The organism is Morganella morganii (assembly GCF_041099235.1).
In the GTDB taxonomy this organism is placed as follows: domain Bacteria; phylum Pseudomonadota; class Gammaproteobacteria; order Enterobacterales; family Enterobacteriaceae; genus Morganella; species Morganella morganii_E.
In genome coordinates this window covers 84,155-96,787 of record NZ_JBFZSO010000003.1, presented here as the reverse complement: position 1 = coordinate 96,787, position 12,633 = coordinate 84,155, and the positions used below count along the sequence as shown (strand labels likewise).

Genomic DNA, 12,633 nt, shown 5'->3' with positions numbered 1-12,633 from the left:
TTCAGATATAAAAAACCCGCATTTCAATGCGGGTTTTCCTGATTAACGCCCTTTCTTAATATGAGACATCAGGCGTTTACGTTTCCGCAGCTGGGTGGCTGTCAGCACGTTTTTCTTATCCGCAAACGGGTTTTCACCCTCTTTAAACTGGATGCGGATAGGCGTGCCCATCACTTTCAGGGACTGACGGAAATAGTTCATCAGGTAACGTTTATAGCCATCCGGTAAATCTGACACCTGGTTACCGTGGATAACAATAATCGGCGGGTTATAACCCCCTGCATGCGCATATTTTAGTTTGACACGGCGGCCGCGAACCAGCGGCGGCTGGTGATCTTCCGCTGCCATTTTCATGATGCGGGTCACCAGTGCGGTACTGACACGGCGGGTCGCGCAGTCATACGCTTCCTGTACCGAGTCAAACAGGTTACCGACACCGCTGCCGTGCAGCGCGGAGATAAAGTGGATACGGGCAAAATCAACGAAGCCGAGACGCAGTTCCAGCATATCTTTGACGTGTTCGCGATCGTCTGCGGTCATTCCGTCCCATTTGTTGATGGCGATAACCAGAGAACGGCCTGCATTGAGGATAAAACCCAGCAGTGACAGATCCTGGTCTGAAATCCCTTCGCGGGCATCAATCACCAGCAGCACCACGTTCGCATCTTCAATCGCCTGCAGTGTTTTGATAACGGAGAATTTTTCAACCGTTTCAGTCACTTTACCGCGTTTACGCACACCGGCAGTATCGATAATAATATACTCGCGCCCGTCGCGTTCCATCGGGATATAGATACTGTCACGGGTGGTACCCGGCATATCGTAAACCACCACACGCTCTTCACCGAGGATACGGTTGGTCAGTGTGGATTTCCCGACATTCGGACGACCGACAATCGCCATTTTAATCGGCTGATCAATCGGGTTGAAATCATCTTCTTCTTCGCTGTCTTCCGTTTCTGCTGCCTGAGCCAGGGCTTCCTGCTCTGCCCAGTACGCGGCGTTAGCCTCTTCTTCGGTTAACTCGCGCTCATCATCCTCACTTTCCGGTTCGCCATAGAACGGCACCAGAGCGCGGGTGATCAGCTGGCTCACACCACGCCCGTGTGAGGCGGCGATAGGCACCACTTCGCCCAGGCCCAGGCTGTAGAATTCACCCAGCGCCTGATCCTGATCGATACCATCGATTTTGTTCGCCACCACAAAGGTGGTTTTGTTATCGCGGCTGCGCAGATGTTTGGCAATACCGCTGTCCGCCGGCATCAGGCCGGAACGGGCATCCACCATAAACAGCACGATATCGGCCTCTTCAATCGCCAGCAGTGATTGTGCGGCCATGTGGGTTTCAACACCCTCTTCCGTACCGTCAATACCGCCGGTATCGATAATAATAAATTCCTGTCCCTCAACCTCTGCACGACCGTACTTACGATCCCGCGTCAGGCCGGGGAAATCAGCAACCAACGCATCGCGCGTACGCGTTAAGCGGTTGAATAATGTGGACTTCCCGACATTGGGACGCCCGACCAGAGCAACGACAGGTATCATGCTTTTACTGCCTCATAACACTGAAAAAATCCCCTGCACCATACAGGAGATTAAAGACGAAACGGCCCCTGTCATTCAGGAGCCGTCAATGAAACCACTCCGCAGTCAGTTACCCTGCCGGAGTGATGCCGGAAACAGCGGTTTACTGTCAGCGGCGGAGCAGGTACAGGCGTCCGTCACGAGCCTGCACCATCAGTTTATCACCGGCAATCGACGGACGGCTGAGAATACCGGAGCTGTTGAGCTTATTCTGTGCCACGAACTGTCCGTTAGAGGTATCCAGCCAGTGGAGATAACCTTCACCGTCACCCACCACCAGATAGCCGTTAAAGATTTCCGGTGCAGAGAGATTACGGTGCAGTAATTTATCCTGTGACCACATAGTGACACCGTCTGCTGCACGCAGGCCATAGACGTTATCATCCTGGTCAACAACATAGAGGGATTCGCCATCCAGCACCAGTTCGTTGACTGAGCCGAAATCGCGTTTCCACAGGATTTGTCCGCTGCGCATATCCATCGCTACCAGATTGCCGTTATAGGCGATAGCGTAAACACGGCCATCAGCAACAACCGGGGTCATATCCACGTCATTCAGACGGCTGATTTCGGTGGTACCGGTTGTCTGAGAAATACGCTGCTGCCAGATAATCTGACCCTGACCAAGCATAACCGCACTGACACGACCGTTGTCGCCACCGACAAATGCCGCACCCATTGCCACAGCCGGGGCAGATTCTCCACGGACGGACAGGCTCGGGGTATCCAGGTTCAGGCTCCAGCGCTGTTCGCCGGACGCGGTATCAAATGCCTGTAACAGGCCGTTACCGGTATGCACCAGCACCAGACCGTCACTGACTTCCGGACGGGACAGTACTTCACCACCGGCGTTGGCGGTCCATGCGATTTCACCGTCGTTTGCGTTCAGGGCGATCAGCGTACCGCGCTCTGTACCCACATAAAGGTGTTCACCGGAAACGGTCAGACCGCCGGATAACATCGCCGGGATATTGGCGGATAAGAAACCGGTTTTTTCCGCCAGATTCACTGACCAGATTTCAACGCCGGAGTCGGCATCCAGGGCTTTGACCAGGCCATTGCGGTCAGCCGCATAGACGCTGGATCCTTCCCATGCCGGGGAAAGATGAGAATAGTATTTACCGATACCGTCACCGACGGATTTATCCCACACGGTTTCCGGAGTGAACTGACTTGTCACTTCCGGCAGTGGTGACATCACGATAGTATCCTGTTCACTTGAACAGCCGGCCAGCAGCACAGAGGCGACTAATCCTACCAGCAGTGTTTTACGCAGTTGCATTATCGAGAGTCCCCTCACCCGGCTAAATTATCGAGTTTGAATGTCATAACGGATTTGATAGTCCCGGCACCTTCACTCTGAATACCGGTGGTGTAGGCTTCCTGCGCGCCTTTCACATCCCCTTTCTGTAACAGGGCGTCACCGCGGATATCCTGTGCGTAAGCCGCCCAGCCTTTCCCTTTCACTGCCGCAACGGTTGCCAGCGCGGCATCCGGTTTTTTCTGACCCAGCTGTACACGGGCCAGACGTGCATTAATCAGATCTTTTAAATCTTCATTATCGGTTTTTGTCAGCGCCTGGCTCAGGGCATTTTCTGCCGCCGGGAGGTCGTTGCTGTCAACCGCTTTCATCGCCAGATCAAGACCGGCGATAGCACCGTAGTTGTTATTGGCTTCTTTCGCAAAAGCCTGCAGACGTACTGTCTGCTCCGCCGGGGTGCCTTTTGCTGCGATCGCCGTTTCATAGGCAATTGCCGCATCCTGTAATTTGGTGACCTGGTGAGACTGATAGTAGTTCCAGCCGGCAATACCGCCGATACCGATGATCAAACCTGCCGCGATTGCTTTGCCGTTTTCGACAAAGAAATTCTTCAGCGCTGATACCTGTTCATTTTCTGTGGTATAGACTTCCACACGTCTCTCCTTAACCTAAAAGTTCGCTCAGACGAGCGGAAAGCCCGCTCTGTGCCAGCGTCTGCTGCTCACCGGTGGCCAGTTCTTTGACAGTGACTGTCCCGTTGGCAATTTCATCCTCACCTAAAATCAGGGCGATGCGCGCACCGTTTTTATCCGCACGGCTCAGTTGGCGCTTAAAGTTGCCGCCGCCGTAGTTGGTCATGATACGCACATCCGGCAGGCTGTCGCGGAGCTGTTCCGCCAGCATCATTGCCGCGACCTGGCTGCCTTCACCGAAGGAGGCCAGATAAATATCAGTCACTGCGGTTTCGCTCACAAAATCAGGATTAACGGACTGAACCAGCAGCACCATACGCTCCAGACCCATGGCAAAACCCACCGCCGGGGTATTATGACCGCCGAGCTGTTCAACCAGCCCGTCATAACGGCCGCCTGCGCAGACTGTTCCCTGCGAACCCAGTGCAGTGGTCACCCACTCAAACACAGTGCGGTTATAGTAATCCAGACCACGGACCAGACGCTGGTTGATGCGGTACTGAATACCGGCAGCATCCAGGATGGCGCACAGGCCGTCAAAGTGGGCTTTTGATTCTTCATCAAGATAATCAAACAGTGCCGGAGCATCGTTCAGGAGTTCCTGAACAACTCTGTCTTTGGAATCCAGCACACGCAGCGGGTTGGTGTACATCCGGCGTTTGCAGTCTTCATTCAGTTTGTCTTTGTGCTGTTCCAGGAAGGCCACAAGTGCTTCACGGTAGTTTGCACGCGCCTGTAACGAACCGATTGAGTTCAGTTCCAGGGTGACATGCTCCGCAATGCCCAGCTCACGCCACCAGCGGGCGGTCATCATAATCAGCTCAGCATCGATATCCGGACCGCTCAGGCCGAAAACTTCCGCCCCCAGCTGATGGAACTGACGATAGCGGCCTTTCTGCGGACGCTCGTGGCGGAACATCGGCCCGATATACCAGAGGCGCTGTTCCTGATTGTACAGTAAGCCTTTCTCGATCCCGGCACGAACACAGCCCGCTGTTCCTTCCGGCCGCAGTGTTAAGCTCACATTTTCTTCGCGGTCCTGAAAAGAGTACATTTCCTTTTCAACAACATCAGTCACTTCACCGATGGCGCGCTGAAACAGGGGGGTATGCTCGACAATCGGCGTACGGATTTCACTGATCCCGTAGCTTGTCAGAATGCGTTTAAGCGTGTTTTCAATACGCTGCCATACCGCAGTATCAGCAGGCAGATAATCATTCATACCACGAACAGATTGGATTTTTGTCGCCACGTTAATTCTCTTAACTCAATGAAATATGTTTCCGATTATAAAAGCGACCCTGTGCGGGTGCAATATCGGGAGGCGGATATATCGTCTTAAAACAGCATATCTGCCAAAACAGACAAAACCGGCCCGTCAATAATGAGCCGGTCCGCGATTATTCTTTCTCAACCAGACTGATATCAATCCGGTTATTCTGATCCAGCATGGCCGCTTTGGCACGGATTTTCGCTTCCAGCTGATCAATCATATCCGTGTTATCCAGACGCTCTTTCTGACGGACACCGTCTTCGTAGAATCCGCTGCGGGTTTTCGCACCGGTCACACCCAGTGTGGAGACTTCCGCCTCACCCGGGCCGTTGACCACACAGCCGATAATCGATACATCCATCGGTGTGATGATATCTTCCAGCCGCTGTTCCAGCGCATTGACGGTACCAATCACGTCGAACTCCTGACGGGAGCAGGTCGGACAGGCGATAAAGTTAATGCCGCGTGAACGGATACGCAGCGATTTCAGGATATCAAAACCGACCTTCACCTCTTCCACCGGATCCGCTGCCAGCGAGATACGCAGCGTATCACCGATACCTTCCGCCAGCAGCATACCTAATCCGATAGCGGATTTCACAGAACCGGCACGTGCACCGCCCGCTTCGGTAATCCCCAGGTGCAGCGGCTGATCAATTTTCTGCGCCAGCAGACGGTAGGCACCGACCGCCAGGAACACATCAGACGCTTTTACACTGACTTTGAATTGGTCGAAATTCAGGCGGTCGAGAATATCCACATGACGCATGGCAGATTCCACCAGCGCTTCCGGTGTCGGTTCGCCGTATTTTTCCTGGATATCTTTTTCCAGTGAACCGCCGTTAACCCCGATACGGATAGGGATATTATAATGACGGGCGCAATCCACCACCTGACGGATACGCTCTTCACTGCCGATATTGCCGGGGTTGATACGCAGACAATCCACTCCGTATTCCGCCACTTTCAGTGCAATACGGTAGTCAAAGTGAATGTCCGCCACCAGCGGCACAGAAACCTGCTGTTTAATCAGTTTAAACGCTTCCGCCGCATCCATGGTCGGTACTGATACGCGGACAATATCCACGCCGACGCGTTCCAGGGATTTAATTTGTCTGACGGTCGCCTCAACATCCGTTGTCCGGGTGTTTGTCATTGATTGCACGGCGATTGGTGCACCATCACCGACCGGCACATTTCCCACATAAATTCGGGTGGATTTGCGTCTTTTTATCGGGGATTCATTATGCATAAGTCTTTCTCCGGAACATCCTTGTGTCCTTAATCATTGCTGTGTTTATTGTGTAGTAAAGATTTAATTTATAAACCAATTATTCACCGGCTTTCGGCACACTCAGGTTTGCCACCCGGTTTGCCTTAACAAAATGGCTCAGGTCAACACTCTGACCTTTGAACTGCACATCCACGGCAGCCGGTGCGCCGATTTTCAGACGGTAAGGTTCTGCGCCCGCAAATTCCAGGGTATCCCCTTTCTGTTTGGTGCCGCTGAAAATTTTTGTTCCTTTATTATCTGTCACTTCCAGCCAGCAGGTGTTTTTAAAGGTCAGAACCAGACCATCCTGTGTCTGTGTGGTGGTCGGCAGCGTGCCGCCTTCGCTGTCCACGGCGCGGTTAACAACCGGCGGTACGCGGTCACTGCCCGGCAGCGGCACGATTTTACTGCTGTCAATTTCCTGATCCTGCGGGGTAGCTGCCGATAATTCCAGTGCAGCGGTATTGGTATTACCGGCCGGTACGGTATCCGGTGTCCCGGCAGGGGTATTCAGTGTCTGTGGTGCGGTGCTGTCTGCCGGATCGGTCCCCGGAACATCTGCCGGGGCATTCACAGTGACATCATTCTGTTGTGCCAGTGAGGCAATATCGGCCTGTTGTGCCTGATACTGTTGCCACCACCAAACGCCCACCAGGGCGAGAACCACCAGCAGCACCAGCCAGGTAAACTTCATCAGCCAGCCTTCGCGTTTTTTACGCTGGCGGCCGATAGTCACACTTTTCATCGGCTGAACTTTGGTCATCTGAGCGGGAGCGATTTTATCAAGATAAGGCATGATTGCAGATTCAGGGATCTGCAACAGCTTGGCATACGTGCGGACATAACCGCGGATAAAGGTCGGGTTACCTTCTTTCAGTGCATCTTCTTCGATTTCACGCACTGTAGTCAGTTTAAGACAAAGTCTGTCGGCGACTGTTTCCCGTGATAACTGAAGTTGTTCCCGACGTTGTGTTAAGAATTGGCCAAGAGTGAGTTGGAGATTATCTTGAGATTGAGAGTTATTCATGAGTTTCAGGACACAAACAGTTCTGGTTACGAGAAAGCGCGGAGATCTGCCCTTCCGCGCACCGAAGTTCCGTATTCCGGCATACTGCATGCCACCCGTAATGATAAAAATAATCCTGAAAACAACATCACTTTTATATTGTTTTACAGACTGTTATCCGGCGGACACTCATAAGCCAAAATGTACTGTACCACACTATCACTGCCTGACGGGGAATTCACGGCTAAATTCAGGTATTTTTCCGCAATTTCAGGCCGCTGATCGCATTTTGCACTCAGCGCCGCACCTGTCAGCGCACCGGTATGCTGCGGCTGTGCTTTCAGTACCCGGTCAAAATGATACCGGGCGGCATCATACCGGCCGGCCTGAAGATAAGCCTCACCCAGTGCAAGACGGATACCGGTCGCAGCCGGTACTGTCTGTGTCACGGGTACTGTCCGGCATCCTGCCAGCAGCATTACTGCAATTAAGCCCGGGGAATACGTCCTTATCATACTGCCTCCTTGTCTGTAAGGCAGGTATATTAACGTAAAGTGTCACCCGGGAGTGTTACTTAATATTACTGTCAGACTGCTTTGACAGAAATTGGTTCACCGGCCATGCGTTTTTTCAGTGTCCGCTTGGTCCGGTCGATAACATCACCGGCCAGCTGTCCGCAGGCAGCGTCAATATCATCACCGCGGGTCTTGCGGACAATGGTGGTGAATCCGTATTCCATCAGTACCTTGGCAAAACGGTCGATCCGGCTGTTGGAGCTGCGCCCGTAAGGGGCACCCGGGAACGGGTTCCACGGGATCAGGTTGATTTTGCTCGGCGTGTCTTTCAGGCAGGCCGCCAGCTGATGCGCCTGATCAGTGCTGTCATTGATATGATCCAGCATGACGTATTCCACGGTCACACGGCCGCCGTTCGCATTGGATTTTCCGAGATAACGGCGCACAGATGCCAGGAATGTCTCAATGTTATATTTTTTGTTAATCGGCACGATTTCATCACGCACATCATCCGTCGGTGCGTGCAGGGAAATGGCGAGCGCCACATCAATCATATCACCGAGTTTATCCAGTGCCGGGACCACACCGGAGGTGGAAATCGTCACGCGGCGTTTGGAAAGCCCGAAACCGAAGTCATCCAGCATGATTTCCATCGCCGGGACAACATGGGTCAGGTTCAGCAGCGGTTCTCCCATCCCCATCATCACCACGTTGGTGATAGGACGGCGGCCGCTGGATTTCAGGGAGCCGATAATTTTCGCAGCACGCCAGACCTGGCCGATAATTTCAGAGACCCGCAGGTTGCGGTTAAAGCCCTGCTGCGCGGTTGAGCAGAATTTACATTCCAGCGCACAACCGACCTGGGAAGAGACACACAGGGTGGCGCGGTCATCTTCCGGGATATAGACAGTTTCCACTTCCTGATCGCCGACCCGGATAGCCCACTTGATGGTGCCGTCCGCAGAGCGCTGTTCTTCCGACACTTCCGGGGCACGGATTTCCGCCACCGCTTTCAGTTTGGTGCGCAGCACTTTATTGATATCGGTCATCAGATCGAAATCGTCATAGCAATAGTGGTAAATCCACTTCATCACCTGATCAGCACGGAAAGGTTTCTCACCCATATCGGCGAAAAACTGACGCATCTCTTTACGGGTCAGGTCGAGTAAATTAATTTTTCCGTTGATTTTTTCAGGAGCAATCGGTGCGGAGCCTGTTGCACAGGCATCTTGGGTGGTCAGTTCTGACATTGTTAACATTGCCTCGTTGTTACACTTTCGGCGGTGACACGCGACGCGCATCACAGATACAGGAATAAGGATAGCCGCTGAAACGGACTGCGTCACGGATACGGCGGAAATATAAAAGCCCCGTATCATAACGGGGCGCGGCATTGTACAAACATTAATGGTGATATGGCAAATTAAAACACGTAAATGTAAATCGATTTATTGAATAATAGTGCTTGTTTAAATCATTTTTTCAGATATTAATAATATTAACACTCATCTTTTACAGGTCATTTAATCTGAAACAAAGGAGTTGTTATGCATAAAATTATACTGGTTCCGATCGATTTGAATGCCGGTGCGTTATCTCAGAACGTCATTACTGAGATTAACGACTATGCCAAAGATAAAAATGTGAAATTTCATTTTGTTACGGTAATTCTTCCGTCTGAACAGCTTTTTGACTATGGTCTGACATTCCCTGTGATGACCGAAAATGCCAAATCAGAAGATCAGCGTATCAAAGCACTGCTTGAAAAACTGGATTCCACCACCGAAAAATTTGCTGTACAGAAAGAGCAGATTTCCACCGGTGTCCTTATCGGAAGTGCAGCAGAAGCCATTCTTGATAATGCAGAAAGAATTAAAGCCGACCTGATTGTTATCGGTTCCAAAAACCCGACCATGAAGAGCCGTTTCCTGGGCTCCACCGCGTCCGCACTGATCCACTACGCCAATATCTCAGTCCTTGTTGTCCGGTAAAAAAGCAAAAGCCCGGTAATCCGGGCTTTTGCGATTGCTGATAAAACAGCCGTCTGATACAACGATCAGCGCGGACAGATCTCATCTTCAGTGAAGAAATAGGCAATTTCACGGGCGGCGGATTCTTCCGCATCAGAGCCGTGTACCGCGTTTTCAGTGAAGCTGTCAGCGTAATCCGCACGGAGCGTACCGGCCAGGGCGTTATCCGGATTAGTGGCGCCCATCAGATCACGATGGCGCTGCACGGCATTTTCCCCTTCCAGCACCTGTACCATAATCGGCCCGGAGGTCATAAATTCCACCAGACCATCAAAGAACGGGCGGCCTTTGTGCTCAGCATAAAATCCTTCCGCCTGTTCACGGCTCAGATGCAGCATTTTGGCGGCGATAATACGGAAACCGGCGCTTTCAAAACGGTGATAAATAGCCCCGATAGCATTTTTCTTTACGGCATTTGGCTTAATGATAGAAAATGTGCGTTGTACAGACATTTAATTGACCTCAAATGTGCGCATGTGCGCTGTTGTCATTGTTATTTGCGGCTGACGGCAGACCGGTCCACACCTTGTGGTAAGGCGGTGATTATACGGGCTCACCTCTGTTTTTCCTACAGTTACGCAACATTTTTGCAAAGTATTCCGCATAACAGATCACAGATTTTCCGTCTGTATCACACTTTTTCCGCTGCTGTTCCCGCCGTTTCTGCTATTTCAGGGTAAAACTGACTGAACTGATCTGCCCGCTGAGATCCAGTACTGTTAACTGATAACGCCCCGGAGTATCCAGCGTCAGCAGCAGCGGCTCACCGGCTCCGGTACTGCCCGTCTGGTCGCCGTTAAGAAACCACCACTGTGTGCCCTCTCCGCCCTGTGTCATCACCCGCAGATCAAGGGTTTTCGCCAGCGGCAGACGACGCAGCACATCCCCTTCGCGGATCCCGGAAATCAGCAGCGGCGCGGCTTCCACCCGCAACGGCGGACAGGTTTTGCTGACAGGCGGCAGGCGATGACTGCGGCGCTCACCCGGCGGCAGCCAGCTTTCCAGCGCAATCGGCCACAACGCCACGGTTTTCTCCTGTGCATCCGGACAATCCGGTGACACCCGCTCCCCCTGCCCGTTCACCCAAATCACGGCATTGGTGCCGGACAGGCTTTCCTGCCCTGCGGACGGCAGTGTCGGCGGTACAGTATTATCCAGCACCAGCGCTATCCGCTGCTGACGGCAGTTCGGATCCTGCTTATCCGCCGCCAGCCCTGACGGCCAGCAAATCATTTTACTGCTGACACTGATGGGTTTCGGATCCGGTAATTTTTTGCCGCCGCGTGCCCGCAGATAACTATCCACCTGATACAGGATCGGAATGGCGGTCGCAAATCCGGCCTGTCCGGCCACCGGAGTACCGTCCGGACGACCGACCCACACCCCGATGGTATAACGATTATTTACCCCCAGCGCCCAGGCATCACGGTAACCGTAACTGGTGCCGGTTTTCCATGCCAGCGGCACATCCTGCGCCAGCCGGTCATCCGCCAGCGGACGCGTCTCTCCGGCCATCACCCGCCGTGTGATCCATGCCGCGCCCGGGGATATCAGCTGCCGCTCTGCCAGCGGATCCTCCGGACGAAAGCGCACCGCTGCCACTTTCCCCTGACGTGCAAATGCGCTGTAGGCGGCGATCAGCTGATCCATCCGTGCCCCTGTCCCGCCCAGGATAAGCGACAGGTTCGGATCACTGCCGAGCGGAAAACGCAGTTCCAGACCGACATTGCGCAGTTTGGCACTGAACCGTTTCGGACCATAAACATCCAGCAACTGAACCACCGGCAGATTCAGGGAGCGGCGCAATGCCTCACTGACACTCACCGGCCCGCTGAATCCGGTATCAAAGTTGCCCGGCCGGTAATCATTAAAGCGGCGCGGCACATCCTGTAACAGGGATTCGCTGTGGATCAGCCCCTCATCCATCGCCAGAGCATATAAAAACGGTTTCAGTGTGGAACCGGGCGAACGCCAGGCGCTGTTCACATCCACATGGCCGAAACGGGTGTCATCAGAGAAATCGATAGAGCCGACATAGCCCTTCACACTCATATCACGATTATCCACCACCATAATGCCGAGCGAGGTTTTTTCCGGAAGCTGATACTTGCGGTTACGCGCCATCTCTTCCAACTGACGCTGAATGGCCGGATTGATGGTGGTACGGATCACCGGGTCTTTCACCCCCTGCGCCACACGCCGTGCCAGCAGCGGCGCGGAATGCGGCACCTGGCGCGGTGCCAGCCAGATACTCTCCTGCTTTAAATCGTTCACTTTTGACTGCGGCCACACCTCAAATTCCGCCAGCCGGTCAAGCACTTTATTACGGGCCGCTTCCGCGCGCTGCGGATAACGGTCAGGCCGCAGACGGCTCGGTGCCTGCGGCAGGACCGCCAGCAGTGCCGATTCTCCGGCGGTCAGTTCCGACGGCGGTTTACCGAGATACATCCAGCTCGCCGCGCCAATACCCTCTACCGTGCCGCCGTACGGGGCGCGGTTAAGATACATCTCAAGAATCTCATCTTTGGAATAGTGCCATTCCAGCTGAATGGTGCGGAAAACCTGTTTCAGTTTACCGGTCAGCGTGCGGTCATGGGGGTCAAGCAGACGGGCGACCTGCATGGAGAGCGTGCTGCCGCCGGAGACAATACGTCCGGAGGTCAGATCCTGCAACGCCGCGCGGCCGATAGCCACCGGGTTGATGCCCGGGTGCTGATAGAAATAGCGATCTTCGTATGTCAGAAGTGCTTCAATAAATTCCGGTGATACATCCTTCAGTGTGACCGGGTAGCGCCACACACCGTTACTGTCGGCAAAACGCCACAGCGGTGATCCGTCCTCAGCCGTAACCGTACGCGCCATCACCACCTCATCCAGCGGCAAAGGCCAGATTTTATCAGCCAGCCAGAGCAGCGGCGGCGTCAGAACAATTGTTATCAGGCCGGTCAGCGCGAGACGTTTAAACCACACTTTCATGTATCAAACCGCATTATCAG

At 53.3% G+C, this 12,633-nt stretch carries 11 protein-coding genes; 1 reads left to right on the top strand and 10 read right to left on the bottom strand.

The genetic code is table 11. From position 1 onward, the window contains the following. Window positions 1-42 precede the first annotated feature (42 nt). The 8 genes from der to AB7038_RS06415 form a co-directional block, all read right to left on the bottom strand. Complete coding sequence (gene der, locus AB7038_RS06450) at window positions 43-1,548, bottom strand: ribosome biogenesis GTPase Der (RefSeq protein WP_108657383.1); 1,506 nt, start codon at window positions 1,546-1,548, stop codon at window positions 43-45. Window positions 1,549-1,696: 148 nt separating this feature from the next. Then, complete coding sequence (gene bamB / locus AB7038_RS06445; protein ID WP_368888602.1) at window positions 1,697-2,869, bottom strand: outer membrane protein assembly factor BamB; 1,173 nt, start codon at window positions 2,867-2,869, stop codon at window positions 1,697-1,699. Window positions 2,870-2,883: 14 nt separating this feature from the next. Beyond that, entirely contained in the window at window positions 2,884-3,501 is a 618-nt protein-coding gene (locus AB7038_RS06440; RefSeq protein ID WP_369452971.1) for a YfgM family protein, read from the bottom strand. 10 nt (window positions 3,502-3,511) lie between these two features. Next, the gene (gene hisS, locus AB7038_RS06435; protein ID WP_369452970.1) at window positions 3,512-4,792 is read right to left on the bottom strand and encodes a histidine--tRNA ligase; all 1,281 of its coding nucleotides are present in this window, start codon (window positions 4,790-4,792) and stop codon (window positions 3,512-3,514) included. 148 nt (window positions 4,793-4,940) lie between these two features. Then, a complete protein-coding gene (gene ispG / locus AB7038_RS06430; protein WP_108657388.1) occupies window positions 4,941-6,065 on the bottom strand; it encodes a flavodoxin-dependent (E)-4-hydroxy-3-methylbut-2-enyl-diphosphate synthase in 1,125 nt (374 codons plus the stop codon). Window positions 6,066-6,144: 79 nt separating this feature from the next. Continuing rightward, a complete protein-coding gene (gene rodZ / locus AB7038_RS06425) occupies window positions 6,145-7,113 on the bottom strand; it encodes a cytoskeleton protein RodZ (protein ID WP_072871720.1) in 969 nt (322 codons plus the stop codon). Window positions 7,114-7,256: 143 nt separating this feature from the next. Then, window positions 7,257-7,607 (bottom strand): tetratricopeptide repeat protein, encoded by a 351-nt coding sequence (locus tag AB7038_RS06420; protein WP_368888603.1) that lies wholly within the window; start codon window positions 7,605-7,607, stop codon window positions 7,257-7,259. A gap of 71 nt (window positions 7,608-7,678) precedes the next feature. Beyond that, window positions 7,679-8,857: a bifunctional tRNA (adenosine(37)-C2)-methyltransferase TrmG/ribosomal RNA large subunit methyltransferase RlmN gene (locus AB7038_RS06415; protein ID WP_368888604.1), complete on the bottom strand. Its 1,179-nt coding sequence runs from the start codon at window positions 8,855-8,857 to the stop codon at window positions 7,679-7,681. 297 nt (window positions 8,858-9,154) lie between these two features. On the opposite strand from AB7038_RS06415, the gene AB7038_RS06410 reads away from it, so the two are divergent. Further along, window positions 9,155-9,598: a universal stress protein gene (locus AB7038_RS06410; RefSeq protein ID WP_369452969.1), complete on the top strand. Its 444-nt coding sequence runs from the start codon at window positions 9,155-9,157 to the stop codon at window positions 9,596-9,598. Window positions 9,599-9,663: 65 nt separating this feature from the next. Here the strand turns inward: AB7038_RS06410 and ndk are convergent, their stop codons facing one another. Further along, window positions 9,664-10,089, bottom strand: coding sequence for a nucleoside-diphosphate kinase (gene ndk / locus AB7038_RS06405; protein WP_046892500.1), 426 nt, complete (start codon window positions 10,087-10,089; stop codon window positions 9,664-9,666). 214 nt (window positions 10,090-10,303) lie between these two features. Next, window positions 10,304-12,613: a peptidoglycan glycosyltransferase PbpC gene (gene pbpC / locus AB7038_RS06400; protein ID WP_369452968.1), complete on the bottom strand. Its 2,310-nt coding sequence runs from the start codon at window positions 12,611-12,613 to the stop codon at window positions 10,304-10,306. Window positions 12,614-12,633: the final 20 nt, after the last annotated feature.